26 protein-coding genes are annotated in these 24,581 nt (G+C 69.0%); 18 read left to right on the forward strand and 8 right to left on the reverse strand.

What is annotated here, in order from left to right; genetic code table 11:
• Positions 1 to 104 precede the first annotated feature (104 nt).
• Genes ABZ876_RS25945 through ABZ876_RS25970 form a run of 6 tightly spaced genes read left to right on the forward strand, consistent with a single transcriptional unit; the run spans position 105 to position 6,697 of the window.
• Positions 105 to 890, forward strand: a complete 786-nt coding sequence (locus tag ABZ876_RS25945; protein WP_361785769.1) for an SCO2525 family SAM-dependent methyltransferase — start codon at positions 105 to 107, stop codon at positions 888 to 890.
• A 49-nt stretch (positions 891 to 939) separates the two neighbouring features.
• Positions 940 to 2,778, forward strand: a complete 1,839-nt coding sequence (locus tag ABZ876_RS25950; protein WP_361785772.1) for an SCO2524 family protein — start codon at positions 940 to 942, stop codon at positions 2,776 to 2,778.
• Between the two features lie 4 nt (positions 2,779 to 2,782).
• Entirely contained in the window at positions 2,783 to 3,697 is a 915-nt protein-coding gene (locus ABZ876_RS25955) for an SCO2523 family variant P-loop protein (RefSeq protein WP_361785775.1), read from the forward strand.
• Positions 3,694 to 4,653: an SCO2522 family protein gene (locus ABZ876_RS25960; RefSeq protein WP_361785778.1), complete on the forward strand. Its 960-nt coding sequence runs from the start codon at positions 3,694 to 3,696 to the stop codon at positions 4,651 to 4,653. Before ABZ876_RS25955 ends, ABZ876_RS25960 begins: the two co-directional genes overlap by 4 nt.
• Position 4,654: 1 nt before the next feature.
• Complete coding sequence (locus ABZ876_RS25965) at positions 4,655 to 5,620, forward strand: SCO2521 family protein (RefSeq protein ID WP_361785781.1); 966 nt, start codon at positions 4,655 to 4,657, stop codon at positions 5,618 to 5,620.
• 60 nt (positions 5,621 to 5,680) lie between these two features.
• The gene (locus ABZ876_RS25970; RefSeq protein ID WP_361785784.1) at positions 5,681 to 6,697 is read left to right on the forward strand and encodes a DUF6879 family protein; all 1,017 of its coding nucleotides are present in this window, start codon (positions 5,681 to 5,683) and stop codon (positions 6,695 to 6,697) included.
• A gap of 44 nt (positions 6,698 to 6,741) precedes the next feature.
• Here ABZ876_RS25970 and ABZ876_RS25975 read toward each other — a convergent pair whose 3' ends face one another.
• Both ABZ876_RS25975 and ABZ876_RS25980 read right to left on the reverse strand, forming a co-directional pair.
• On the reverse strand, positions 6,742 to 7,272 hold the full coding sequence (locus ABZ876_RS25975) for an N-acetyltransferase (RefSeq protein WP_361785787.1): 531 nt from the start codon (positions 7,270 to 7,272) through the stop codon (positions 6,742 to 6,744).
• An 82-nt stretch (positions 7,273 to 7,354) separates the two neighbouring features.
• A complete protein-coding gene (locus ABZ876_RS25980; RefSeq protein ID WP_361785790.1) occupies positions 7,355 to 8,275 on the reverse strand; it encodes a helix-turn-helix transcriptional regulator in 921 nt (306 codons plus the stop codon).
• Between the two features lie 371 nt (positions 8,276 to 8,646).
• Here ABZ876_RS25980 and ABZ876_RS25985 point away from each other — a divergent pair, with 371 nt between their 5' ends.
• From ABZ876_RS25985 to ABZ876_RS26005, 5 genes are all read left to right on the forward strand, one after another.
• Entirely contained in the window at positions 8,647 to 9,810 is a 1,164-nt protein-coding gene (locus tag ABZ876_RS25985; RefSeq protein ID WP_361785793.1) for a pyridoxal phosphate-dependent aminotransferase, read from the forward strand.
• The gene (locus ABZ876_RS25990) at positions 9,807 to 10,745 is read left to right on the forward strand and encodes an NAD(P)-dependent oxidoreductase (protein ID WP_361785796.1); all 939 of its coding nucleotides are present in this window, start codon (positions 9,807 to 9,809) and stop codon (positions 10,743 to 10,745) included. The genes ABZ876_RS25985 and ABZ876_RS25990 overlap by 4 nt, the downstream gene beginning before the upstream one ends.
• Before the next feature lie 329 nt (positions 10,746 to 11,074).
• Entirely contained in the window at positions 11,075 to 11,611 is a 537-nt protein-coding gene (locus ABZ876_RS25995) for a GTP cyclohydrolase I (protein ID WP_361785799.1), read from the forward strand.
• A 121-nt stretch (positions 11,612 to 11,732) separates the two neighbouring features.
• Positions 11,733 to 12,362: an NUDIX hydrolase gene (locus tag ABZ876_RS26000; protein WP_361785802.1), complete on the forward strand. Its 630-nt coding sequence runs from the start codon at positions 11,733 to 11,735 to the stop codon at positions 12,360 to 12,362.
• A gap of 50 nt (positions 12,363 to 12,412) precedes the next feature.
• Complete coding sequence (locus tag ABZ876_RS26005; protein ID WP_361785805.1) at positions 12,413 to 13,969, forward strand: MFS transporter; 1,557 nt, start codon at positions 12,413 to 12,415, stop codon at positions 13,967 to 13,969.
• Here ABZ876_RS26005 and ABZ876_RS26010 read toward each other — a convergent pair.
• Complete coding sequence (locus ABZ876_RS26010; RefSeq protein ID WP_361785808.1) at positions 13,966 to 14,115, reverse strand: hypothetical protein; 150 nt, start codon at positions 14,113 to 14,115, stop codon at positions 13,966 to 13,968. The genes ABZ876_RS26005 and ABZ876_RS26010 overlap by 4 nt on opposite strands.
• 667 nt (positions 14,116 to 14,782) lie before the next feature.
• Here ABZ876_RS26010 and ABZ876_RS26015 point away from each other — a divergent pair.
• The 6 genes from ABZ876_RS26015 (at position 14,783) to ABZ876_RS26040 (ending at position 18,608) form a co-directional block, all read left to right on the forward strand.
• Positions 14,783 to 14,998, forward strand: coding sequence for a hypothetical protein (locus ABZ876_RS26015; protein ID WP_361785811.1), 216 nt, complete (start codon positions 14,783 to 14,785; stop codon positions 14,996 to 14,998).
• Between the two features lie 127 nt (positions 14,999 to 15,125).
• Positions 15,126 to 15,680, forward strand: a complete 555-nt coding sequence (locus ABZ876_RS26020; RefSeq protein WP_361785814.1) for a DUF1266 domain-containing protein — start codon at positions 15,126 to 15,128, stop codon at positions 15,678 to 15,680.
• A gap of 22 nt (positions 15,681 to 15,702) precedes the next feature.
• On the forward strand, positions 15,703 to 16,452 hold the full coding sequence (recO, locus tag ABZ876_RS26025; protein ID WP_361785817.1) for a DNA repair protein RecO: 750 nt from the start codon (positions 15,703 to 15,705) through the stop codon (positions 16,450 to 16,452).
• Between the two features lie 36 nt (positions 16,453 to 16,488).
• Complete coding sequence (locus ABZ876_RS26030; RefSeq protein WP_361785820.1) at positions 16,489 to 17,325, forward strand: isoprenyl transferase; 837 nt, start codon at positions 16,489 to 16,491, stop codon at positions 17,323 to 17,325.
• A 69-nt stretch (positions 17,326 to 17,394) separates the two neighbouring features.
• Entirely contained in the window at positions 17,395 to 18,033 is a 639-nt protein-coding gene (locus ABZ876_RS26035; RefSeq protein ID WP_361785823.1) for a histidine-type phosphatase, read from the forward strand.
• 41 nt (positions 18,034 to 18,074) lie between these two features.
• On the forward strand, positions 18,075 to 18,608 hold the full coding sequence (locus tag ABZ876_RS26040) for a hypothetical protein (RefSeq protein WP_361785826.1): 534 nt from the start codon (positions 18,075 to 18,077) through the stop codon (positions 18,606 to 18,608).
• A gap of 24 nt (positions 18,609 to 18,632) precedes the next feature.
• On the opposite strand, the gene ABZ876_RS26045 is transcribed toward ABZ876_RS26040, so the two are convergent.
• The 4 genes from ABZ876_RS26045 to ABZ876_RS26060 all read right to left on the reverse strand — a co-directional run bounded on the left by ABZ876_RS26045 (position 18,633) and on the right by ABZ876_RS26060 (position 21,789).
• On the reverse strand, positions 18,633 to 19,043 hold the full coding sequence (locus ABZ876_RS26045; RefSeq protein WP_361785828.1) for a transcriptional repressor: 411 nt from the start codon (positions 19,041 to 19,043) through the stop codon (positions 18,633 to 18,635).
• Between the two features lie 102 nt (positions 19,044 to 19,145).
• Positions 19,146 to 20,048: a metal ABC transporter permease gene (locus tag ABZ876_RS26050; protein ID WP_361785831.1), complete on the reverse strand. Its 903-nt coding sequence runs from the start codon at positions 20,046 to 20,048 to the stop codon at positions 19,146 to 19,148.
• The gene (locus ABZ876_RS26055; protein WP_361785834.1) at positions 20,048 to 20,815 is read right to left on the reverse strand and encodes a metal ABC transporter ATP-binding protein; all 768 of its coding nucleotides are present in this window, start codon (positions 20,813 to 20,815) and stop codon (positions 20,048 to 20,050) included. Before ABZ876_RS26055 ends, ABZ876_RS26050 begins: the two co-directional genes overlap by 1 nt.
• Before the next feature lie 17 nt (positions 20,816 to 20,832).
• The gene (locus ABZ876_RS26060; protein WP_361785837.1) at positions 20,833 to 21,789 is read right to left on the reverse strand and encodes a metal ABC transporter substrate-binding protein; all 957 of its coding nucleotides are present in this window, start codon (positions 21,787 to 21,789) and stop codon (positions 20,833 to 20,835) included.
• A gap of 197 nt (positions 21,790 to 21,986) precedes the next feature.
• Here ABZ876_RS26060 and ABZ876_RS26065 point away from each other — a divergent pair, with 197 nt between their 5' ends.
• On the forward strand, positions 21,987 to 23,369 hold the full coding sequence (locus ABZ876_RS26065; protein WP_361785840.1) for a glycine--tRNA ligase: 1,383 nt from the start codon (positions 21,987 to 21,989) through the stop codon (positions 23,367 to 23,369).
• A gap of 77 nt (positions 23,370 to 23,446) precedes the next feature.
• Here ABZ876_RS26065 and ABZ876_RS26070 read toward each other — a convergent pair whose 3' ends face one another.
• Complete coding sequence (locus ABZ876_RS26070) at positions 23,447 to 24,499, reverse strand: chitinase (RefSeq protein ID WP_361785843.1); 1,053 nt, start codon at positions 24,497 to 24,499, stop codon at positions 23,447 to 23,449.
• Positions 24,500 to 24,581: the final 82 nt, after the last annotated feature.

Here is a 24,581-nt window from a genome sequence, read left to right on the forward strand (position 1 = left end):
TCAGGACCAAGGGGCCCATTCGCCGTGGCCCGGCCGGTCGTCCGGGGTTCCCTCCGTCGCGGCAAAGGGGATCCGTGTCCACTCGCCCGTTGGTACGGTTAAGCATGGACCTGGAAGCCCCAGTGGGGGCACCCAAACTCAACGCCGATGCCCCGTGGGACGCATTCGACCCTCGCGCGTACATCGATCACAATTACCGTGAGCTGCTCGACGTGGACGCGGAGATCATCGCGTGTGTGCGCGATCACTTCAGCGATCATTTCCAAGGGCATTTCGAACGTCCGGTTCTGGGTATTGACGTCGGTGCAGGTGCCAACCTCTATCCGGCGCTGTCCATGCTGCCATGGTGCAAGGAGATCACCCAGCTGGAGCTTTCACGTGCGAACGTCGAGTATCTGAGGGAACAACGGGTCAACTTCGACGCGGGCTGGGACAGTTTCTGGCGGGTGCTGCGAGAGGGCCCCGCCTATCGCGACATCGACGAAAACCGGAGGACTAGATTCACCGACACCGTCCGGGTCGAGCGCGGCAACCTCTTCGACCTGGTCCGCCGTCCCGCGCACTGGGCCATCGGAACGATGTTCTTCGTCGCCGAGTCCATGTCCGCCTCCCACGCGGAGTTCCGCCGCGGTGTCGCGTGCTTCATGCAGGCCCTTGCGCCCGGTGCCCCCTTCGCCGCCGCGTTCATGGCCCGCTCCACTGGGTATGACGTCGGCGACGAACATTTTCCGGCGTGTGACGTCGACGAGTTGCAGGTGCACGAGAGTCTGCGGCCCTACGCCGGAAAAGTCGCCGTCCTGGGGCTCAAGAAGCCGACGGACATGGTGCGTCCGGGACACGAGGGAATGATCCTGGCCCTCGGTCACCGGAATTCCGAGGTCCATTTCTGACCGAGGGCACGGAATACAGGGCAGAGCGACCTGTGTGAGGGGCATGGGGATGCAGATCAAGCCGCGCCAGCACCTGCTGGACATCTGGCAGGGCATTGCCCGCCACTCCTTCGACGGCGGAAAGTGGTCCTGGGGCGAATGGGGAGGCCTCAGCAGTGTCGCGGACGCCGAACGGCTGCTGTGCCTCATGTACCCCGCCACCGAGATCCCCGCGTTCCGTCTCGACGAGCCCGACACCACCCAGACGGACGTGGAGAAGGCGCTGAAACGGGTCGGCGGGCGCACCGAGATCCCCGCCAACCTCGTGACGGTCCTCGACCAGTTCATGCGCACGCACACCGGCCCGGACGCCACCCCCACGTTCGCCGGTGGCTACTACTTCACCTCCCAGGACCCCAAGCAGGAGATCACCCGGGAACAGCGGGAACTGGGCGTGGTCGACTCCTTCTCCATGTCGGTCACGCTCTGCCTCGCCACGCTCGGCTTCCTCAAGGTCTACCAGGACCGCACCTCCCGCAGCGACATGAGGCAGGCCATCGCACAGCTGAGGGAGGCGACCAGCACCCGTCTGACCGCCGCGATGGTCAGCCTGCTGCGCTCCTTCACCGTCAACGTCTTCGACGCCGACTCCGGCCAGGGACAGCGGTTACGCCGACTGGTCGGCCAGGGACAGCTCTCCGAGCGTGCCGTCCTGCAGCAGTTCCAACGGAGATTCAAACCGCTGCGCGCCACCATCACCGAGAGCTTCGTCCTCGGCGTCGACGTCGAGGAACGGCTCAAGGACGACAACCAGCTCTTCGAATGCGGCTGGGCCTGGAGTCTGGTCAAGGACGCACCCAAGGTGGAGACCAGCGAACCGATCGGCGCACAGCCCGACGGCGTCGCGGACGCCGTGCCCTATCTGTACTTCACCGTGGTCGCACTCGACGGCATCCAGGACCTGTTCTCCGACCGCACCCTGACCCTCGGCCTGCTCAACCCCGAACAGCAGAAGCTCGCCGAAGCCCTCCGGCTGCGCTGGGAGATCACCCAGCAGTACTGGTCGGGCATCGCCCGCTTCGACCCCGAGCGCTGGCCGCTGGAAGACCTCCCCTGGCGCACCACCGGGCAGCTGCTGGAATCCGAGTACTTCTCGCTCTCCGTCGCCGCCATCCTGGTCCACGACCTGGTCCGCCGGCGGGCCACCGACGAGGACCTCACCCGCACGGTGACGGTCATGGAGCGCCTCGCCGAACGCGGCCGCATCACCAGCCGTATGACACGCGACGACCCGGCCGTACGGCTCCACAGCCCCGGCGTCACCCTGCCCCTGCAAGGCAGCGAGAGCGCGGGCGCGCCCCTGCAATGGATCATGACCGATTTCTCGGCCCAGCTGCTCAAACGCACCATCCAGCTCAGCGAGTTGTCCCGCAACATCACCGCCCAGGACCGTCTGCTCCGACTCGCCGAGGAGATCTTCGGGCATCTGTGGCAACGCCGCATCCAGGAGGGCGAGGGCATCGGGCTGTGGGACAACGTCCGTGCCGTGTACCCCGACTCTCCCCAGGGCTCGAACCAGGTGTCCTGGAGCGTCACCGAGCGGGTCACCGAATGCATGGTCGCCGCCCGCAAGCTGTATGTGCAGCGGCCGAACCGCAGCGCCGAACTGGCCGTGCTGGCCCGCGCGTTGCTCAACGAGTCCACCCATCTGTTCGGCTTCGAGCAGATGGAGCCCACCCTCGCGGTCGACGGCGAGCGGGCGAAGTCGCTGCGCAGCATAGAGATCAGGCTGCGGCGGGCACGCAGGATCCTCGACGAACAGCCGGGCACGGCCTGTGCGCTGACCCTGTCCGTGCTCGGTGAACTCGACGTCCTGGCCCAGGCCCGGGACGCCGCCCGGGAGGTATGACACCGTGCTCGTCTTCGCCGCCTCCGACAAGGGAGGCACGGGCCGCTCCGTGACCAGCGCGAACCTCGCCTACCAACGCGCGCTCGCCGGTGACGACGTGTGCTACGTCGACTTCGACTTCGGCTCGCCCACCGCCGCCGCCGTCTTCGACGTCCCCGGAGAGCTGGGCGTCGACGAGGACGGCCTGCACACCTACCTGGAGGCCGGCACCGTGGAGCCGGCCCGCATCGACATCTGGGCCCACACCCTGCACCCGGTGCTGCGCAACCGGCCCAACGGCTCCGGCCGGCTGGTCCTGCTGCCGGGAGACGCGAGCGGCGGCGAGTTCGCCACGGACCAGGACACCCTGCGCCGCTGCGTCGATCTGCTGCTCCGCCTCAACAGCGAGTTCGACGTCATCATCGTCGACCTGAGCGCCGGACGCAGTTACGCCATGGACATGGTGCTGGAAGCGACCGCGCAGCCGGAGCTGCGGAGCGTCGAGGCCCGCTGGCTGGTCTTCCACCGCTGGACCCGCCAGCACGTGCTGGCGGCGTCGGGACTGGTCTTCGGCGAGCACGGCATCCTCAACGGTGCGGCGGCCGGCCTGCATGACAAGGACACGCTCCGCCAGTCCATCCGCTTCGTACGCGCCGCCGTACCCGATCCCGAGTCCGCGCTGTGGTCCCAGGTGTCGCCCGCCCAGTCCGTCTGGATGCAGCGGTGCGACGACTATCTGCGACAGCTCGCCTCCGACCGGAAGATCGGCGACAGCGTCGTCCTCGGAACCGTCCCGCTGGAACCCGTCCTGCAATGGCGCGAGCAGCTCATCACCGAGGAGGACGTGCTGTCCACCCAGATCGCCAACAAGGAGACGCTTGAGGCGCTGGAGGAACTCGCCCGCAAGCTGACCGACGACGCCCACTGGGGGCAGCCGTGACGGACGCCGTGTTCCGGGAGACCGCCGCCGAGCCGCTCACCCGCTCCTTACCGCTGTCCCATCTCTCCCTGGAGCTGGGCCATCTGTACATGGAGGACTTCGAGGGCGGCCCCCAACGGCTGCGGCGGCACTTCGAGAGCGTGAAGCCCTGGGCGGAGGCGGCCCGCGCCGACGCCACCGCCCGGGCCGGCGGCAAGCGCCCCCGCATCAGCACCTGCTTCCTCATCGACGACTACTTCACCCGTTTCTCCACACCCGCCGAGGTCGTGCCCGTCCTGCTCGCCGAGGCCGAGCGCGCGGGACTGGTCATCGACTACCTGGCCAGAGAGTCCGGCTGTGCCGTCGCGGACAAGGTGCCGCTCGCGGAATCGGTGGCGGGCCGGCTGGTCGAATCACCACCGCCCGGCACCTACGGCCTGCGCCCGCCCGTGGGCCAGACCGGCTGGCTCGCCAACGGGGTCCGCACCCCCGCCCAGCGCGCCCAGGCGATGAGGCGGTCCGGAGCCTGGCAGCCTCCCCAGGAGACCGCCGCCCACCGGCACTCCGTCTTCCTCGACGTCGAACTGTGGGACGACAAGGACGGGCACCGCACCTGGTCCTGCCCCTTCCTCGCAGCGGTCTGGCAGCTGACCCGCCTCGGCCTGCTCCGCAACGAGGGCGAACCCGTCTTCGTCCCGCGCGCCCACTCCACGGGCGGCTTCCCGCCCGAATGGGACCAGCTGGCGCCGCTGCTCCAGCTCAACGCCACCGCCACCCCCTTCAACGCCTACCGCACCTGCTCCGTGCTGCCGTCGCGGTTCCTTCCCATCGAGCACGCCGTGCGCATCATCCTCGACCAGACCGAGGTGGACGCGGGCGCGCTGCGGCAGGTCGCCGAGCGGTCGGACCGCGAGGGCATCGCCGTACCCGACTCGGTGGCGGACCGGGCCTCCTACGTCTTCTATCCGGGGTGGTGACATGGGGACCCCGGGGCGGACGAGGTCCACGACGCTCGCCTGCGGCGAAGTACGCACCTGCCTGCTGCCGACATCCCAGGCGCTGGACCTCCGGGCGGCCGGCCATGTGCTGCGGCTGAGGGCCGACGAGCGCGTCCTCGTCTCCGAACGCCCGAACCTCTACGCCCTCTCGCCCGACACCCTCATGGGGGTCGACTGCACGCTGCCCGCCTCCAACGGCGCCAAGGTACGCGCCGTCGGCACGGTCGTCACCCGCGCGGCCCTCACCGAGGGCCGCGTCCTCCAGGCCGGCTCGTCCTTCCGCGTCCCGGGCACGGGACCCGACCAACGGCAGCCCTGGGGCCACTACCTGGTACGTCCGGGGGTGGTGGAACCTCTCGGGAAACTGCCCGCACAGGCCGTCGCCGAGGGGCTCCTCAAAGGCGGCCGGCCCGGCGAACTCGACCCCGGCCTGATCGCCGAGGGGCTCCTCACCAGGCTGCTGCGCCACCCGCTGCTGGACCAGAAGAGTCCCTTCAAAAGCCGCCGCACCCGCCTTCGCTGGACGGCCCTGCCCGTCCCGGACGGCCAGGACCCCTCCATCGACTTCACGGTCGTCGACGACGAACTGCGCACGGTACGGCTCGGCGTCCCCGAAGGCACGGAGCCGAGCGCCGTCGTGCGCCTGTGCGAGGACCTCGCTCTGCACGACTGGCTGCTCACCACCCTCGTACGGATGCTCGACGGCAGCCGCTTCGGGTCGACGGACGGGCCCATGGCCGTCCTGGCGCTGCGCCCCGCCGTCGACCATCTGATGCACCTGTGGATGCCCCGGGCACGGGTGGACCGGAAGCTGTCGGCGCTGTGGGAGGCGCTGGAGGAGCAGCCGGGATTCAGCCGCCAGTGGCACACGCTGGTGCAGCGCATCCGGGACCAGATGGCTCTCCAGGCCATCCCGCTGCTGAGGGAGGCGCTGACCGCACGCTGAACACGACGCGCGAGCCGGTCCGGCACGCGTTCCAGAAGGGTCCGACGGGGGAGGAAAGGAATGACCGATACGCAAGGTTCCACGAACACGCCACGGCCGGAGGGCACGCGCGTCCCACCGCTCCTGCTGAAGACGCTCGTCACCGTCGTGGTGTCGATCATCGCCTACGTCCTGACCAACGCGCTCAACCAGAAGCAGGACGAGGTGTGGAAACTGACGGTCTCCATCGTGATCGGCGGTTCCGCGCTGATCGTCCAGTACATGGTCGACTTCGAGCGGCGGCTGGAGGCCATGGAGAGCGGACAGCGCACCCGCATCCGGGAGATGAGGGACAGCCTGGCGGAGCACCATCGAGAAGTGCGAGGCCACCTCACCGACCACCGCCGGGAGATGACCGACCTGGTCGACGACCGTTTCGCCCGGATCAGCGAGGCCACCGAACTCTTCAGCCAGGTGGACCGCTCCGTACTGCGCTCCGACGGGGTGACCAAGCTCGCCCGCAGCGCCACCAAGGCGGGGCTGATGAACAACGAACTGGTGAAGACCTTCGCCAGCGAGGAGATCGACCGGCTCGCCCAGCTGCTGGAGAACCTGAGCAACAACATCGCCGATTGCCTGGGGGAGAACCAGGACTGGCTGATCGACCTCACCCGGTGCATCAAGAAGTCCCTCGACGCCACCAGCACGTCCGTCGACCGTGACTTCTGGAACAGCGAGCCCGCGAGCCGCTATCTGGAGGCGCAGAGCGACGCCATACTACGCGGGGTGAAGATCAGGCGGCTGTTCATCGTCGACACCGAGCAACAGATCGACGACAAGCTGAAGGAGCTGTGCGAGAGCCAGCGCTCACTGGGCATCGACGCCCGCGTGGTGGCCCTCTCCCAACTGCCCCACCGGGTGCAGCTCGGCACACACAGCGACTTCATCATCTTCGACAACGAACTCACCTACGAGATCGACCAGGACACGAAGAAGGTCAACGCCAAGACCACCCTCAACGCCAGGGCCGCCCTCGTCGAACACCGGATGAAGCGCTTCAACCGGCTGTGGGAGGCCACCCAGGACCTCTCCGGCTGAGTACAGGACCCGACGGTCTCCTCGCGGGCCGGTGCGCGATCCCGTCAGCGGGTGGCGAAGTCGCGCTCCTCGGTCCGCGGGGAGTAGGTGATATCACGGAACGGCCACTTCTCCCGCAGCCACTCGCTGACCAGCTCGTACAGCGGCTCGTCCAACTCGGCGTGGTCCTCGCGCACCCAGGAGCGGACGACGGCGTGACCCGGCGGGCCGGCCGGATAGATGTAGACGCAGCCGACGACGTCCTCGTCGATCAGGACTGAGTAGGTGAAGCCGATACGGTGCTCGAAGTCCTCGCGGTGTCTGCGGAGATCCCGGAGATTGTCCTCGCGTGACATCGGTACGGGCCAGCCGTACCGTTCGAATCCAGGCGTCCGCCGAATGTGATCCATGCTCGAGGTCCAGGCCCGGTAGTCACGGTCGTTGTGCTCCGGACCGAGCGGAACCAAATGGATTTTCCCGTCACTGAAACCGCGGGGGATGGTGAAGCCGGCCGGTACGAATGGGGCGCCGGTTCCCTCGGTGCGCTCGTCCCCGTCGTGTGTGGTGTCCCTCGGCTCGTCTGCTGCCTGACTCATCTGGTGTCCACTCAGTCCACGTCGACCTGGGCCTTCCTGAGCGCGTCACTATACCAACACCGAGGTCCGTGGTCTGCGCGGCTCATATCGGTTTCGCGGTCGCCCAGTCCCTGCTGAATTGACGAAGGGTCGACAGCAGGTAGAGCGGCTCGATGGTCACCCCGCCCTGTGCGTCGGGACGCTCGATCGACAAATAGGCCCAGATGCCCTCGGGAGAGATGTTGTCCTGATGCCGTTCCCACAGGATGGGCTCCTGGCGTTTGATCAACGGCAGATCCAGATCGAGGATGCAGACGGAACTGACGAGTTCCTGGGAGAGCCAGCGGAACTGTAAATTCTCGCGTGACAGTTCGACCGGGACGCCGCTGTGGACGACCAGCTCCCGGAATTTCTCGACCGATGGCCGCCAGGAGTCGCCCTCTCCGTAGAGCAGATACTGATAAGGGCGGCCCAGCTTCAGATTGTGGATCACCACGTCCATGAACGCGCCCGGTTCGCCGTCGTTGACATCGGACTGGAAGAGGCGCGTCATGATGCGCATGCGCCGCACGCAGGCCTCCATGCCGATCGCTTCCGCGTCGGTGACGAAGCCCACCGGGCCCTGGTTCTCGCCGTGCTCGACGAGAACCCGGGCCGTTTCGTCGATCTTCGCCTGCAGTCGGCGGCTGATGCGCGTGACCATGTCCAGATGGCGCCCGCTCGCGTCACTGGCCTCCACGACCGCCCTGCGGATCTGCGCCCGCACACCGGCTGGGTCGTCCTCCGCCTGGGCCCGGGGGCGTTCACCGAACACCAGATAGTCCAGGCTGACGTTGAAGTGGTCCGCGATACGCACGAGAGTCTCGAAGCTCGGCCTGATGCGGCCGTTGAGGTAGTGGGAGATCGTCGCTTCGTTGACGGCGAGTGCGCGCGCCAACTTTTTTCTGCCTCCGGATATCGCTGGACTGTCGAGAAGGTCCCGCAGAACTGTCTCGAACTCAACGCGGCGCTGGCTTGAGACCATGATCGCTACCTCAGCACAACCGGTGAACGCGGATTCCGCGTCGGGGAGTTACCCACGCTATCGGCTGCTGCTCCGTCGGTACAGACGGCCGTTGCTGGCCGTTGTCGGCGTCCGTATCGTGGAGGCAACGGGAGGAGGAGCAGCCATGATGGGGGCGAAGTTCCGGTTATTCAGGTCGCGGAACAGGCGGCGTCGACTCATCGTCGGAACACTCGCTCTGGGCCTGTCCACGGTACTCATCGCACGGCCGGATCTCTGGCAATACCTCACCGCGGTCCTCGTGGTGCACGATCTGCTCATTCGGCTGCACGGAACCGAAAAGGACGACAGCGGGCGAGAGCCGGCGGCTGCCGAGAACGGAGGGGGAAGTCATGACGCAACCGACCCGGCTGCCGAATCTGACGCAGTACGAGCGGATCGGATTCGATCGTGAACTCAACCTCGCCGACGGTCACGCCCATCAACGGGCGGACGCGGCACAGCGGGAGATAACCCGGCGCCTGCCGGCACTCTATGAAACAAGCGAACTGAGCCGGCAACAGAACGTCGAGAACACCTTCAAGGAGACGTTCTACCGGCTGGCCGGACAGCGATCCGCGATCCGCCACCCGCACGCCCTGCTCTGCTACTCGGCCTCCCTGTCCATCGACCTGGTCGGAGCCTTCCTGGGCGGCGCGGACATCGGGGCGGCCCTGTTGCAGCCGTGCTTCGACAACCTTGCCACCCTGCTCATGCGCCGGGGCGTGACGCTCACGCCCGTCCCCGAGACGGCGGTGAACGGACCGGACCTCGCCCGGTTGCTCGCGGCCGTCGACGCGCCCGGGGCGCTCTTCCTCACCCTGCCCAACAACCCCACCGGCTTCACCCTGGAACCCGCGGACTTCCGGCGGGTCGCGGAGGTCTGCGCCGCCCATGGCACCGTACTGGTGATCGACTGGACCTTCCGCTTCTTCGACCGGGGCGACGTCTGGGACCAGTACGCGGAGCTGGACCGCTCCGGGGTGAGCTACCTGTGCATCGAGGACACCGGCAAGACCTGGCCCACCCTCGACCTCAAGTGCAGCATCCTCGCCACCAGCGCCGACCTCCACGACCGTCTCGCCGAACTCCACAACGACCTGCTGCTGAACGTCAGCCCGTTCGTCCTGACCCTGCTCACCGCCTATCTCGACGACTCCGTGCGGCGCGGTCTGGACGCCTCGGTACGCCGGCTGATCCGCACCAACCGCCGGGCCCTCCACCGGGCCCTGGACGGCTCCGTACTGGTACCCGGCGCACCGGAGGCCACCATCAGCGTCGAATGGGTACGCATCGCGGCCCCCTCGCCGGGCAGCCTGGAGGTCGTCGAACTGCTCGGGGACCTCGGCATAGCCGTGGTGCCCGGCGACCACTTCTACTGGCACGACCCGGATCTCGGCTCCCACCACATCCGTATCGCCCTCGCCCGCGACCCCGTCATGTTCGCCAGGGCCTGCGCACGTCTGCGCAGCGCGGTCGAGACAGTTCCGCGGCTGTCGGGGAGCCGCGCCCGATGAGGATCGTCTACCTCGACGAGCCGACCTATCTGCCCGAGTGGTGGCGGGCCAGATTCGCCACGCTCGGGGAATTCGAGGTCTTCATCGACCGCCCCGATCCCGAGACCGCCCTGCGCCGGCTGTGCGGGGCCGACCTCGCCGTGGTGGAGTGGACCCGTCTGGCCGCCGGCCTGCTGAGCAGGATCACCCGGCTGCGCTATCTGACGCTGGTCACCACGAGCTTCGACACGGTGGACCTCGACGCCGCCGCCCGCGCCGGTCTCACCGTCGCGCACTGCTCGACGTACTCCCGTCAGGCCGTCGCCGAACACGTCTTCGCATCCCTGCTCGCCCTGATCCGCCGGCTGCCCGCGGCGGACCGGGCGGTGCGGGCCGGAGCCAGTCACCTGTACGGGCCGTTCCTCGGCCTGGAACTGCACGGCCGGACCCTCGGGCTGCTGGGTACCGGCCGCATCGCCACGGCCGTTGCCCGGATCGCGGCCGGATTCGGCATGGAGGTGATCGGAGCCAACCGTACGGGCAGGGCGGCACCCGGCATCACCGTGCTGCCGCTTCATGAGGTACTGCGCCGCAGCGACGTTCTGTCGCTGCACGTCCCCCTCGACGGGACCACACGCGGACTGTTGACCGCCGAGCGCCTCGGGACCCTCAAGCCCTCGGCCGTCCTCGTCAACACCAGCCGCGGCGCGCTCCTCGACCAGGCCGCGCTCACCCGGATGCTCACCACCGGGAGGCTCGCGGGCGCCGCCCTGGACGACATCACCACCCAGGACGCCGAGCTGCTGCGCACGCTGGACAACGTGATCCTCACCCCGGGCACCGCCTGGTACACCGACACGGCCCGGTCGGCCAACCTCCAGGAGGTGTACGACAACCTCACAAGTTACCTCGCCGGTCACCCGCGCAACGTCCTCACCGGGCCGGGCAGACGGTGAGAAAAATCAGGATCACTCGGATATCCCGGACAAGTTGCGGCCTCAAGTGACCGGCAGGCAGCATGGCAACGTCAGCACAAAGCTGCTGTTCACGGCACGTGCGCCCGTGCTTGTGGCCCCCGGAACGCGCTTTCGGACAGGGCCACGAGCGGCACGAGCACCCGTAGGACCGGCGTTGCGGTACCGGAAGCCGCACGGTCGTCAGGAGCGACCACTTCGCCGGAACGTCACGACCGAGTTCCTTGGAGCCGCATGTGTGGAACCGGCCTCAGACCGCCTTGGAACAGCAGCAGTAGAGGCGCGACAAGCGCGTCCATCAGGAGGTGTTAATGAGCACCATCGCCGAGTGGCTCGAAGAGAACGTCACAACCGACAAACGTGCGCTCGACTGGTACCGGGAGCCGGAGTGCGAACCCCGCATCGTCCGGGCCTACCGCCAACTGCTGAGCGGCTATGAGATCGACACGTCGACGATCCTCAAGACCACAGTCGAAGTCCAGGGCGAGCACGCCGGTGTGGTCCGCGTGCACGACATCAACTACTACTCCATCTGCGCGCACCACTTCCTGCCGTTCTACGGAAAGGTGGCGATCTCCTACGTGCCCGGCAGCCGGATCCTGGGCCTGGGCAAGTTCCCCCGTCTGGTGCAGGCGTTCAGCCGCAGGTTCCAGATCCAGGAGCACCTGGTGAAGGACATCGCCGAGGAGATCATGTCCTCGGGCGGCGCCCGTGCGGCGCGCGTGGTCTCCACCGGCCGGCACATGTGCATGTGCAGCCGGGGCCCGTCCGACCAGACGTGTGTCACCGACACCTCCTACGTCACGGGCGACAAGGAACTGTTCACCCGGTTCGGCCTCGACACCTAGGCGTTCCGCCAGGTCCGACGCACCCCGCTTCCGCGGCGGACACATTGCTGTCTGCCGCGGGAAGCCGGGGGTCCCGCGGCCGGAACGCGGGTGACGGGACGTCGGAGAACCGGAGTGAGAGATGAAACTGGACTTCCTTCCGCCGCACGCGCTGCGGGACGGCGCCGTGCGCAACTACTGCCTGCGCTGCCACAGCACGTCGGTGGAGTGGCGGACCGAGGGTGCCCGCCGCCACTCGGTGTGCCTCGCCTGCGGTCACGTCGCCGACCGGGCGCTGGTGCTCGATCCCGCGGTCCGATGGTGGACGGACGCCGAGGGCGAGTACTGGCACGAGACGGCGGGAGTGTTCGTCCAGGACGTCCACGGCCGCCTCCTCTTCTTCGACCGTACGGCGTTCCCCTTCGGCCTGACGATCCCCGCCGGGCACGTCGAACGCCACGAGGACTCCGACGAGGCGGCGGCGCGCGAACTGCAAGAAGAGACCGGCATCACCGGCCGGAGGCTCGAACACCTGACCAGGACTCCCGTACCCGGTGACGGCTGCCGCCGTGGCGCCGACGCCCATCTGTGGCACGTCTACCGGACGGCCGTCGCGGTGGACGCGGAACTCGCGGTGGAACTCGGCCCGGAGGGGACCTCGGCCCTTTGGCTCACGCCCGACGAAGCGCTGCACCACCCGGTGACCTACGCCGTACGCCGACTGCTCGGCGAATGCCGGGACGCACTGATCTCCCCCCGAACAGCCGGCTGATTCCGATGGTTCATTGCGAAGAGAGGCCCCGCACGGACACCGACGTTCCGATGCGGGCCGGGCGACGGGAATGGATGGGCCTCGCGGTCCTCGCACTGCCGACCATGCTCATCGGCCTGGACATGAGCGTGCTGCATCTGGCCGCACCCGCCCTCAGCGAGCGACTCCACCCGAGCGGCACGCAACTGCTCTGGATCGTCGACATCTACGGTTTCATGGTGGCCGGTTTCCTCACCACCATGGGCACTCTCGGGGACCGGATCGGCCGCCGCAGACTCCTTCTGACGGGTGCCGCCGCCTTCGCGGCGGCCTCGTTGCTCGCCGCCTGGTCGTCCAGCGCGGCGATGCTCATCACGTCGCGCGCGTTGCTGGGCGTCGCGGGAGCGACACTGATGCCGTCGACCCTCTCCCTGATCAGCAACATGTTCCGTGACCCGCGGCAGCGGCGGCTGGCCGTCGCGGCGTGGATGACCAACTTCAGCATCGGCGCAATGATCGGCCCGCTGATCGGCGGGCTGCTCCTGGAACACTTCTGGTACGGCTCGGTCTTCCTGCTGGGCGTGCCGGTGGGCATCGTCCTGCTGGTCGCCGGTCCGCCGCTGCTGCCCGAATACCGCGATCCGGCGGCCGGCCGGCTGGACCCGGTCAGCGTCGTGCTGTCCGTCACGACGGTGCTGCCGGTGGTCTACGGGTTCAAACAGACCGCCCAGCACGGCGTTCACACGCTGCCGCTGCTCAGCGTCGCCGCCGGGCTCTGCCTCGGTGCCGTCTTCGTACGCAGGCAGTTGACGCTCCCCGACCCCATGCTCGACCTCCGGCTCTTCTCCCGCCCGGCGTTCGGGGTGGCACTGGGCGGACTGACCCTCGGGCTCTTCGCGGTGACCGGGATGCAGTTCCTGCTCCTCCAGTACTTCCAGCTGGTGTTGGGGCTCTCCCCGGCCGTCGCCGGGCTGTGGGCGCTGCCCGCGGTCGGGGCGGGTGTCGTGGGCGCGCTGCTGGCTCCAGCCGTGGCCGGCCGCACCGGCCCGCTCCAGGTGATGGGGGGCGGCTTCCTCCTCGCCGTACCGGGGCTGGTGCTGCTCACCCAGGCCGGTACGCAGTCCGGGCCGTTCCTCGCCGTCGTCGGTTTCGCCGTCACCTCCTTCGGTGTCCAGGCGGCCCTCGCCCTCACCAACGACGTGATCATCAGCAGTGCCCCGCCCCAACGCGCCGGCAACGCCTCGGGCATCGGGGAGACCGGCGCCAACCTGGGCGAGGCGCTGGGCGTGGCCGTCGCCGGATCCGTCGCCGCCGCCGTCTACCGCGCAAGGCTGGACGGCAAATCCCTTCCGGACGGCATAGGGCCCGATGTCACCGAGACCGCCCGTGCGACCCTCGGCGGGGCCGTCGAGGCCGCCGGCCGACTGCCCGCACGGCTCGGCGGTGAACTCCTCGCGCTCGCCCGGACGGCGTTCACGGACGGAGTGCACATCGCGGCCCTGCTCAACATCGGCGTCCTGCTGACGCTCACCGTGTCGCACGTGGCCCTCCTGCGCCGCGACACGGCACACCGGGGCTCCACGGCACCCGACCCGCAACCGCGGGAGACGGTCCCGGACCGCCGCTAGGTGGCGCCGAACGGCGGCCTCGGCCCGGTACGTGAGCCGTCCGACCCGCCGTAGGAAGGGGTGCCGGGCGTCAGGTCCTGGGTGCCGATGACGGAGAGCAGCTCCAGCCGGGCGGCGCCCTCGGTGCGGGCGGCGCCGTGAACCACAGCAGCGCTGGCGTCCGTCCTCGCTGAACAGGCTGTAGCAGTCCAGTTCGACGGTGCCGAGTGAGGGGTGGAAAGCGGGCCGAGTCAAGGGGCGGCCGCAGGCCGATCGGCGCAGCCGACGCGCAGTGGAGCGCAGCGCAACGCAGCGCCCTTTACCCGGACCGCGGAAGCACGACACTGACAAAGACGCGGGCGGCCCAACGGCCACATCCCCACCACGCGCCCACCCCCGGGTGCTCCACCGCCCCCCGCCGCCCCGGCGAACCCCCACCTCGCCCCACCCCGCGAACCGTTGGCCATGGCTCAACGTCCCCCCGTTGCGCGGCACTTGTAGGGCGCAGACACCTGCCCAGTGTAGATGCAGAGCGTCACCATGGAGATGCGAAGAGTGAAACTCGAAGGGAAAGGGGAGCACGGTGGCTGCACTACACGTATCACTCTGGGGACGACACTCGGCGCGCCGCGTCGAAGAGGCGGAGGACACAGTGAACGAATTGCGGTCGGCGCTCGAGGGCGCCGGGACCGCCGTGCCGTCGCTCCGGACCGACCCCGCCCGTCTCACGCGCGAGGCGCCTTGTCGGCTCGTGGAACCGGGCGGCGGCCGTTCCGTCGGCGCCGCCGCCCGACGCGCGGCGGCGCCGCGGATCCGATGGGCCCCGGAGGCGGAATGAAGCCACCGATCGGCTCGTACGCCGTGGACATCCGCACCGGGAGGGTGGGCGAGGTGATGGGGCACGACGGCCCGTACGTCCAGCTGAGACCGTACGGCGGGGGCAAGGAGTGGGACGTGGAGCCGGAGGCCGTGCGTCTCGCGACCCCGGCGGAGCGCCTGAGCGCGGCGACCGCGTACGCGAACGCCCGCAGCCGCGGCGAGGTCCCCTGATGCAGTCGATCCACGGACCCCGCAGGGGCGTGTGGGCCATGACGTAGGCTGCGGGCGCATGGGCTTGTGGAGCTTGACGCGATGGAGCAGGCCGCGGGCCGAGCGCCGGTACTCAGTCCCGCTCACGATGCACCAGCTGTGGATGGTGTCGCTGAGCGCGCCGGTCAGCAGGGACCGGAACGCCTCGCGGATCACCCTGTACCCGTTCACCCGGATCGACGACGAGGCGGCCGGGCGGTGGCTGGCCGACCAGTGGGAGATCACCTCGCGGGAGCAGCTGATCGGCCGGCTCGACGGGCTGGCGCGCACCGGCTACCGGGCGCGGGCCCATCGGCTCCTCGGCGTCTCTCCGCTGGCCTGGGACGCGGCCCTGTACGTCGACATCACCCGCCGCGGCTTCGGCTGCGGGATGATCAGCGAGGCCGAGGCCTGGACCGCGCTGAAGAACATCGTGCCGACGGTCGCGGGGACGTACGTCTCCTGGCACGAGTACGCCGACCACTATGTGCTCGGGCGCAGGGTCTGGCGGGACGGGCTGCGGGGGAACCCGGAGGTGGACCTCCCCGCCCCACAGGCCGTCGCGGAGGCGCATCTGCGCGCTCTGCTCGATCCGGCGGACCCCTCCAGCCCCTGGAACCTTGCACCGTGGGACGCCATACACCGACCCGACCACGCGCGCTGACGCCGTACGCGAGAATGACCCCATGAGTCTGTTCCGCGACGACGGCATTGTGCTGCGCACCCAGAAGCTGGGTGAGGCGGACCGGATCATCACGCTGCTCACGCGCGGTCACGGACGCGTACGCGCCGTGGCCCGCGGTGTGCGCCGCACCAAGTCGAAGTTCGGGGCCCGCCTGGAGCCCTTCTCGCATGTGGACGTGCAGTTCTTCGCGCGCGGCAGCGAACTGGTGGGGCGCGGTCTGCCGCTGTGCACACAGAGCGAGACCATCGCTCCCTACGGTGGCGCCATCGTCACCGACTACGCGCGCTACACGGCTGGTACGGCCATGCTGGAGACCGCCGAGCGGTTCACCGATCACGAGGGCGAGCCGGCCGTCCAGCAGTATCTGCTGCTGGTGGGGGCCCTGCGGACACTCGCCCGAAACGAGCACGCCCCGCACCTGGTCCTCGACGCCTTCCTGCTGCGCTCCCTCGCCGTCAACGGGTACGCCCCCAGCTTCGGCGACTGCGCGAGGTGCGGCATGCCCGGCCCGAACCGCTTCTTCTCGGTGGCCTCCGGCGGTTCCGTGTGCGCCGACTGCCGGGCGCCCGGCAGCGTCGTACCGTCTTCGCAGACCCTGGTGCTGCTCGGGGCACTGCTTACGGGAGACTGGGAGACGGCGGACGCGTGCGAGGCGCGGTACGTCCGCGAGGGCAACGGGCTGGTGTCCGCCTACCTGCACTGGCATCTGGAGCGCGGACTGCGCTCGCTCCGGTACGTCGAGAAGTCGTAGCCAAACCCGTAGATCGCAGAGGGAGACGAGAAGCACATGGTGGTACGCGGGATCCTCGGGCGCCAGCGGCGCGAGCACAAGGCGCCGGAGCCGCACCCGTCGGGCGCCCGCGCGCCGAAGCTCCCCGGCGAGCTGGTCCCGAACCACGTGGCGATCGTCATGGACGGCAACGGGCGGTGGGCGAAGGAACGGGGTCTGCCCCGGACCGAGGGCCACAAGGTGGGCGCCGAGCGGGTGCTCGACGTGCTCCAGGGCTCCATCGAGATCGGTGTGCGCAACATTTCCCTGTACGCCTTCTCCACCGAGAACTGGAAGCGTTCGCCCGACGAGGTCCGCTTCCTGATGAACTTCAACCGCGACTTCATCCGCAAGACCCGTGACCAGCTCGACGAACTCGGCATCCGGGTGCGCTGGGTCGGCCGGATGCCCAAGCTGTGGAAGTCGGTCGCCAAGGAGCTCCAGGTCGCCCAGGAGCAGACCAAGGGCAATGACCTGCTCACGCTGTACTTCTGCATGAACTACGGCGGGCGGGCCGAGATCGCCGACGCGGCGCAGCGGCTCGCCGAGGACGTGAAGGCGGGCCGGCTCGACCCGTCCAAGGTCTCCGAGAAGACCCTCCAGAAGTACCTGTACTACCCGGACATGCCGGACGTCGACCTGTTCCTGCGCCCGAGCGGTGAGCAGCGCACCTCCAACTACCTGCTCTGGCAGAGCGCGTACGCCGAGATGGTCTTCCAGGACGTGCTGTGGCCCGACTTCGATCGGCGCGACCTGTGGCGGGCCTGCGTCGAATTCGCGTCCCGCGACCGGCGGTTCGGCGGCGCGATCCCGAACGAGGAACTGCTGGCCATGGAGGGCAAGTCGGACAGCTGAGCCGGTCGTTAGAGCCGGTCATGTACCGGCCACCGGTGGTTCACGCGGGCCGCCGAGGATGCGGGACTCATGAGACGTCTCACCCCTGTCCTCGCCCTCGGCGCCCTGCTGCTCACCGCGCTGCCCGCGCACGCGGCGGACGGCCCCGCGCACCGCGAGAGCTATGGCACGAAGGCGCCCTATGCGCCCCAGCAGACCCCGCGCACCTACCAGCTGCCCCCGTCGGGCTTCGAGCCCGTCTTCGCCGAGAACGTCTCCCGGCACGGCTTCGTGCCGCGACCGACGGCGAGGACGCCGACCTCGTCCTCGCGCGACATCACCTACAAGATGGCGGGCGTTCTGCTCGACGACCTCTTCAAGCAGGTCGAGGCCAAGCGCGCCGGCAACGGCGACCTCGGCGCCGAGCTGCGCTTCACGCACGCCGAAGAGATCATCCCGCTGGCCGCGCTGATGGGACTGCCGGGCAGCACGGAGCCCGCGACGCCGGGGGAGCCGTACACGTACGCGGACAACCCCTGGCGCGGCGCCTCGGTCGCCCCGCTGGGCGCCAGCATCCAGTGGGACGTCTTCAAGAAGGGCGACCGCTACCTGGTCCGCATGCTCTACAACGAGAAGGAGACCCCCTTCAAGGCCGGCTGCCGCCCCATCGCCAAGCGCAGCACCTTCTACGACCTGGCCGAACTCGAGCGCTGCTTCGGGCGCTCATGAGCGCGGGCGCCTGAAGATCGGCTTATGTAGGATCCCGCCTCGTGGTCATGGACACGGGGCGGGAAGCCGTCGAGGAGGCGGTCGAGCTGGCGTATCAGCCGACTGCCCGGGATTTCGCATCGGCGCTGCGTGCGCGCCGGAAGGTCAGCCGGAGCGGCAGGCTGGCGATGTGGGCGATGGTGCTGATGTTCCTGGCGGCCGCACTGACCGCCGCGGCGGGGCTGGCCGCCGGGCACGTGGATCCGTTCCCGCTGATCATGATGTGCTACGTCGGCGGGCTGCTCGCAGTGATGCCCCAGTTGCAGGCCCGCAGCCTGACCCGTGTGTCCGACCTGAACGGCCCGTGCCGTACGACGGTCACGGACGCCGGGCTGACGATCCGTGGGGAGCACATCACGGTCACCCAGGGATGGGGCGCACGACCGGTCTACCGTGAGACCCCGGAGGTGTTCGCGCTGTTCAGCGGCGACCCGAACGCACGGTGCCTCACCCTGCTTCCCAAGCGAGCCCTGCCCGACCTCTCGGACACCGACCGGCTGCGGGCGATCCTGGACCGGAACACGACGCGTGTCTAGACCGGGGGCGAGTTGCGACGGCGCTCAGCCCGCCGCGCAGTCGGAACACGTGCCGAAGATCTCCACCGTGTGGGCGACGTTGACGTAGCCGTGCTCCGCGGCGATCGCCTCGGCCCACTTCTCCACCACGGGGCCCTCGACCTCGACGGCCTTGCCGCAGAGGCGGCACACGAGGTGGTGATGGTGCTCGCCCGTCGAGCAGCGGCGGTAGACCGACTCGCCCTCGGAGGTGCGCAGGACGTCGACCTCGCCGGCCTCGGCGAGGGACTGGAGGGTGCGGTAGACCGTGGTGAGCCCGACCGAGTCGCCCTTGTGCTTGAGCATGTCGTGGAGTTCCTGGGCGCTGCGGAACTCGTCGACCTCGTCGAGCGCCGCCGCCACGGCGGCACGCTGGCGGGTGGATCGTCCCCGTACGGGTTGGCCGGCGGTCGTCACCGTTGCCTCCTTCTCGATGGCTTGCTCGCGCGCCCCTTCGGCTCTTTCACGGCTCACGTCTGGGCCTTGCCGGGCCATTGTGCCAGCCCGGGTCGGGCGTGGTCAGACTCCGACCTCGCCGCTCGCCTCCCGGGTGGCCGGAATTGCGCACTCCAGTGGGTCGCCGGTGGCCCGCGCCGCGGCAAGTGCCCGCGCGCGTCGCCGGGCCAGCGGAGTCGCCAGCGCGGTCAGCGCGATGAACGCGGCGATGGTCAGCAGCACGATCGTCGCGCCGGGCGGAACGTCCTGGTAGTAGGAGGTGATCGTGCCGCCGAGGGTCACGGTCACGCCGATGGCGACCGCGATCGCGAAGGTCGCCGCGAAGCTGCGGCCGAGCTGCTGCGCCGCCGCCACCGGTACCACCATCAGGGCGGACACCAGCAGCAGACCCACCACGCGCATGGCGACCGTCACCGTGACCGCCGCCGTGACCGCGGTCAGCAGGTTCAGCGCCCGCACCGGCAGGCCCGTGACCCGGGCGAACTCCTCGTCCTGGCTGACCGCGAAGAGCTGGCGGCGCAGACCGAGGGTGACCACGACGACGAAGGCGGCGAGCAGGCAGATCGCCAGGACGTCCGACGGCGAGACCGTGGACAGCGATCCGAACAGGTACGACGTCAGATTGGCGTTGGAGCCGCCCGGCGCGAGGTTGATGAACATCACGCCGCCTGCCATGCCGCCGTAGAACAGCATCGCGAGGGCTATGTCACCGCGTGTCCTGCCGTACCAGCGGATCAGTTCCATCAGGACGGAGCCGAGGACCGAGACGGCCGTCGCCATCCATACCGGGGAGGCGGAGAGGAGGAAGCCGAGGCCGACCCCCGTCATCGCCACATGTCCGATGCCGTCGCCCATCAGGGCCTGGCGGCGCTGCACGAGGTAGATGCCGACGGCCGGGGCGGTGATGCCGACCAGGACGGCCGCGAGCAGGGCCCGCTGCATGAAGGCGTAGTTCAGGAGGTCCATCAGCTCAGCAGTCCCGTACGGATGGGTTCGGCGCCCGCCGCGTCGTGCGGGTGTACGTGGTCGTGGCCGGGCAGGGCGTGCTGGCCCACGGCCTTCGGGGGCGGTCCGTCGTGCAGGACGCAGCCGTCGCGCAGGACCACCGCCCGGTCGATCAGCGGCTCGAGAGGGCCCAGTTCGTGCAGCACCAGCAGCACGGTCGCGCCGGAGGCCACCTGTTGCCTCAGTGTCTGTGCGAGCACTTCCTGGCTCTCGAGGTCGACGCCCGCCATCGGCTCGTCCATGATCAGCAGTTCGGGCTCTGAGGCGAGGGCGCGGGCGATCAGCACCCGCTGGTGCTGGCCGCCGGAGAGCGCGTTGACGGAGTCCTTGGCGCGGTCCGCCATGCCGACCAGCTCCAAGGCGCGTCGTACGGCCTCATGGTCGGCCTTGCGCAGGAGGCCGAAGCGGGCGCGGGAGAGCCGGCCGGAGGAGACCACCTCGGTCACGGTGGCGGGCACGCCACCTGCGGCCGTCGTGCGCTGTGGCACGTAGCCGATGCGCCGCCAGTCGCGGAAGTCGCGGCGCGGGGTGCCAAACAGCTCTATCTCGCCGGCGCTGGGCGGGACCTGGCCGATGATGGTGCGCACGGCCGTCGACTTGCCCGATCCGTTCGCGCCCAGCAGCGCGACGACCTCTCCGCGGTGGACGGTGAGGTCGATGCCGCGCAGGACGGGGCGTGAGCCCAGGTCGGCGCGGATGCCGCTAAGGCGTATGACCGGCTCGCTCATTGCCGCTCCTTCCGGTGTCACTTGGTCCCCAGGGCCGTCTGGAGGGCCTTGAGGTTGGACTGCATGACCTGGATGTAGTCGCCGCCGCGGGACCGGGAGGTGATGCCCTCGATCGGGTCGAGGACGTCCGTCCTCAGGTTGGCGTCCTCGGCGACGGTCTTCGCGGTCTTGTCGCTCACGAGCGTCTCGTAGAAGACCGTGGAGACGCCGTCGGCCTTCGCCATCCTCTCGAGGTCCCGCACCCGTGCCGCGCTGGGCTCGGAATCCGGGTCCAGGCCGTTGATCGCCTCCTCGGTGAGGCCGTAGCGCTCGGCGAGGTAGCCGAAGGCGGCGTGTGTGGTGACGAAGACCTTGCCCTTGGCGGCCTTCAGCCCGCTGGTGTACTGCGCGTCGAGGTCGCCGAGCTTCTTGACCAGGGCCGCGGTGTTCTTCTCGTAGTCGGCCGCGTGCTGGGGGTCCGCCTTCTCGAAGACCTTGCCGACGCCCTGGGCGACCTGGGCGTAGCGCACGGGGTCGAGCCAGATGTGGGGGTCCTCGCCGCCGGATTCCTCGCCCTGGTGGGCGTCGTGCGCGGCCGCGTGGCCGCCGACCTCGTTGCCGTGGTTCTCCAGCGTGGTCAGGGAGGCGGCGTCGATCTTCGTCTTGATCTCGGACTGGGCGACCGCGTCGTCGACGGAGGGCTGGAGGTTCTTCAGGTAGAGCACCGCGTCGGACTCCTCGAGCTGCGCGGTCTGCCGGGCGCTGATCTCCAGGTCGTGCGGCTCCTTGCCGGGCTGGGTGAGACTGGTGACATGGACGTGGCTCCCGCCGATCTGCTCGGCGAGGAAGGCCATCGGATAGAACGACGCGACGACGTCGAACTTCCCGGTGTTGCCGGCGGCACGGGTCAAGGAGCAGGCGGAGAGGGCTCCGAGACCCAGTGCGGTGGCCGCGGCGACCGCGGTCCCGGGTATCAGGCGTCGGCGTATGTTCATGACAGTCATTTTCAACAAACATGGAAACCGTTGTCAACAATCCCGGGGGCCGGCGGTTCGGCTCCCCGGGGGCCCGCTCCAGGTTCCCGACCGATTTGATTGGAGGGGAGCCCCCGCCGGTAACCTGAAGCATTCGCTCTGAAGCAATGCTCTGAAGCAGTCGCTTCGTCGCCCGTCGTCGTAATGAAGAGAGCACCGTGGCCGCCGACAAGATCGACACCATCGTCAGCCTGAGCAAGCGCCGTGGCTTCGTATTCCCGTGCAGCGAGATCTACGGCGGTCAGCGCGCCGCCTGGGACTACGGACCGCTGGGTGTCGAGCTCAAGGAGAACATCAAGCGCCAGTGGTGGCGCTACATGGTCACGTCCCGCGAGGACGTCGTCGGTATCGACTCGTCGGTGATCCTGGCGACCGAGGTCTGGGTGGCCTCCGGTCACGTCGCCACCTTCACCGACCCGCTCACCGAGTGCACCTCCTGTCACAAGCGCTTCCGCGCCGACCACCTGGAGGAGGCTTACGAGGCCAAGCACGGCCGTCTGCCGGAGAACGGTCTCGCGGACATCAACTGCCCGAACTGCGGCAACAAGGGCATGTTCACCGAGCCCAAGCAGTTCTCGGGTCTGCTCTCCACCCACCTCGGTCCGACGCAGGACAGCGGCTCGATCGCCTACCTGCGCCCCGAGACCGCGCAGGGCATCTTCACCAACTTCGCCCAGGTCCAGCAGACCTCGCGCCGCAAGCCGCCGTTCGGTATCGCGCAGATGGGCAAGTCGTTCCGCAACGAGATCACGCCGGGCAACTTCATCTTCCGCACTCGCGAGTTCGAGCAGATGGAGATGGAGTTCTTCGTCAAGCCGGGCGAGGACGAGAAGTGGCACGAGTACTGGATGCAGGAGCGCTGGAACTGGTACACGGGCCTCGGCCTGCGTGAAGAGAACATGCGCTGGTACGAGCACCCGAGGGAGAAGCTCTCCCACTACTCCAAGCGCACCGCCGACATCGAGTACCGCTTCCAGTTCGGCGGCAACGAGTGGGGCGAGCTGGAGGGTGTCGCCAACCGCACGGACTACGACCTGGGCGCGCACTCGAAGGCGTCGGGCCAGGACCTGTCGTACTTCGACCAGGAGGCCGGCGAGCGCTGGACCCCGTACGTGATCGAGCCCGCGGCGGGTGTCGGCCGCACGATGCTGGCGTTCCTGCTGGACGCCTACGTCGAGGACGAGGCCCCCAACGCCAAGGGCAAGATGGAGAAGCGCACGGTGCTGCGCCTGGACCACCGCCTGGCACCGGTGAAGGTCGCGGTCCTGCCGCTGTCCCGCAACCCGGAGCTGTCCCCGAAGGCCAAGGGGCTCGCCCAGGCGCTGCGCAAGCACTGGAACATCGAGTTCGACGACGCGGGTGCCATCGGCCGCCGCTACCGCCGCCAGGACGAGATCGGCACGCCGTACTGCGTGACGGTCGACTTCGACACGCTCGAGGACAACGCGGTGACGGTGCGTGAGCGTGACTCGATGAAGCAGGAGCGCGTGTCGCTGGACCAGATCGAGGGCTACCTCGCGGGCCGCCTCCTGGGCTGCTAGTCGCCGCCCGAGCTCAGCGAACGCCGGGCGAGCTGGATCGATCCAGCTCGCCCGGCGTTTTCCGTTCGGCTCGTCGCTCAGCGGCCCTCGAGTGCCCTGACGTTGTCGCCGAACGTCCAGTTCTTCGCGCCGTCCCAGTTGATCGACCAGGTCATCAGGCCCTTCAGGCTCGTTCCGTAGTGCTTCCACGCCTGGGAGACCAGGGACGGTGACATATGGCCGCCGCCGGCGCCCGGCTGGGCCGGCAGGCCCGGGACCTGCTTGCCGTACGGCACCTTGATAGTCGTGCCCTGGACGGTCAGGCCCTTGTTCAGGCAGTCCGTCTGGGCGACGAAGCCCGTCACGGTGCCCGCCGCGTACGAGTCGCCGGAGCAGCCGTACATGCTGCCGTTGTAGTACTGCATGTTCAGCCACCACAGCCGGCCGTTGTCCGCGTACTTCTTGATGATCGGCAGATAGGCGCCCCAGATCGAGCCGTAGGTGACGCTCCCGCCGGTGACATAGGCCGTCTCCGGGGCCATCGTCAGGCCGAAGTTCGACGGCATGCGGGCCAGCACTCCGTCGATGACGCGGATCAGATTGGCCTGGGACGTGGAGAGCCGGCCGATGTTCCCGCTGCCGACGAGGCCCGTCTCGATGTCGATGTCGATGCCGTCGAAGTTGTACTGCTTCAGGATGGGGACGATCGTGGCGACGAACCTGTCCGCGACGGCCGTCGAGCCGAGGTCGATGCCCGCCGTCGCCCCGCCGATGGACAGCAGGATCGTGCGTCCCGCCGCCTTCGCCGCGCACATCTCCTCCGGGGTCGCCACCTTCACCCCCGCGTCCATGCCGTCCTCCCACAGCGCGGTGCCGTCGGAGCGGATGACCGGGAAGGCCGCGTTGATCACGTTGTAGCCGTGTGCCGCGATACGGGAGTCGGTGATCGGGGTCCAGCCGAAGGGCGGGTGCACCCCGTTCGAGGAGCCGTCCCAGTTCTCCCAGTAGCCCTGGAGAACCTTGCCGGACGGGCGGGACTTCACGGCGCAGGTGCCGGCCGCGGACGCGGCGGGGGCGGCGGCGACGGAGAGGGGGGCGAGGACGGCCGCGGTCAGGGCGGCGGCGAGCAGGCGTAGGCGTTGACGGAGCATGCGGGCCTCCCGGTGGGGTCGGTGAGGTGCCGTGGGCATGACAGCGATGTCAGTGATGACAGTGCTCTGGTCCAGACCTCTC

It is taken from the genome of Streptomyces sp. NPDC046931, assembly GCF_040644655.1.
Lineage (GTDB): Bacteria > Actinomycetota > Actinomycetes > Streptomycetales > Streptomycetaceae > Streptomyces.

Excerpts from the sequence above, each read along its gene's own strand:
- ABZ876_RS26050 (WP_361785831.1), bottom strand. The coding sequence starts at position 20,048 with ATGGACCTCCTGAACTACGCCTTCATGCAGCGGGCCCTGCTCGCGGCC.
- ABZ876_RS25965 (WP_361785781.1), top strand. The coding sequence starts at position 4,655 with ATGGGGACCCCGGGGCGGACGAGGTCCACGACGCTCGCCTGCGGCGAA.
- ABZ876_RS26030 (WP_361785820.1), top strand. The coding sequence starts at position 16,489 with ATGGTGGTACGCGGGATCCTCGGGCGCCAGCGGCGCGAGCACAAGGCG.
- ABZ876_RS25980 (WP_361785790.1), bottom strand. The coding sequence starts at position 8,275 with ATGGTCTCAAGCCAGCGCCGCGTTGAGTTCGAGACAGTTCTGCGGGAC.
- ABZ876_RS26020 (WP_361785814.1), top strand. The coding sequence starts at position 15,126 with ATGCACCAGCTGTGGATGGTGTCGCTGAGCGCGCCGGTCAGCAGGGAC.
- ABZ876_RS25950 (WP_361785772.1), top strand. The coding sequence starts at position 940 with ATGCAGATCAAGCCGCGCCAGCACCTGCTGGACATCTGGCAGGGCATT.
- ABZ876_RS26060 (WP_361785837.1), bottom strand. The coding sequence starts at position 21,789 with ATGAACATACGCCGACGCCTGATACCCGGGACCGCGGTCGCCGCGGCC.
- ABZ876_RS26035 (WP_361785823.1), top strand. The coding sequence starts at position 17,395 with ATGAGACGTCTCACCCCTGTCCTCGCCCTCGGCGCCCTGCTGCTCACC.
- ABZ876_RS26015 (WP_361785811.1), top strand. The coding sequence starts at position 14,783 with ATGAAGCCACCGATCGGCTCGTACGCCGTGGACATCCGCACCGGGAGG.
- ABZ876_RS25945 (WP_361785769.1), top strand. The coding sequence starts at position 105 with ATGGACCTGGAAGCCCCAGTGGGGGCACCCAAACTCAACGCCGATGCC.
- ABZ876_RS26005 (WP_361785805.1), top strand. The coding sequence starts at position 12,413 with ATGCGGGCCGGGCGACGGGAATGGATGGGCCTCGCGGTCCTCGCACTG.
- ABZ876_RS25985 (WP_361785793.1), top strand. The coding sequence starts at position 8,647 with ATGACGCAACCGACCCGGCTGCCGAATCTGACGCAGTACGAGCGGATC.
- ABZ876_RS26070 (WP_361785843.1), bottom strand. The coding sequence starts at position 24,499 with ATGCTCCGTCAACGCCTACGCCTGCTCGCCGCCGCCCTGACCGCGGCC.
- ABZ876_RS25970 (WP_361785784.1), top strand. The coding sequence starts at position 5,681 with ATGACCGATACGCAAGGTTCCACGAACACGCCACGGCCGGAGGGCACG.
- recO (WP_361785817.1), top strand. The coding sequence starts at position 15,703 with ATGAGTCTGTTCCGCGACGACGGCATTGTGCTGCGCACCCAGAAGCTG.
- ABZ876_RS26055 (WP_361785834.1), bottom strand. The coding sequence starts at position 20,815 with ATGAGCGAGCCGGTCATACGCCTTAGCGGCATCCGCGCCGACCTGGGC.
- ABZ876_RS26000 (WP_361785802.1), top strand. The coding sequence starts at position 11,733 with ATGAAACTGGACTTCCTTCCGCCGCACGCGCTGCGGGACGGCGCCGTG.
- ABZ876_RS25975 (WP_361785787.1), bottom strand. The coding sequence starts at position 7,272 with ATGAGTCAGGCAGCAGACGAGCCGAGGGACACCACACACGACGGGGAC.
- ABZ876_RS25995 (WP_361785799.1), top strand. The coding sequence starts at position 11,075 with ATGAGCACCATCGCCGAGTGGCTCGAAGAGAACGTCACAACCGACAAA.
- ABZ876_RS25990 (WP_361785796.1), top strand. The coding sequence starts at position 9,807 with ATGAGGATCGTCTACCTCGACGAGCCGACCTATCTGCCCGAGTGGTGG.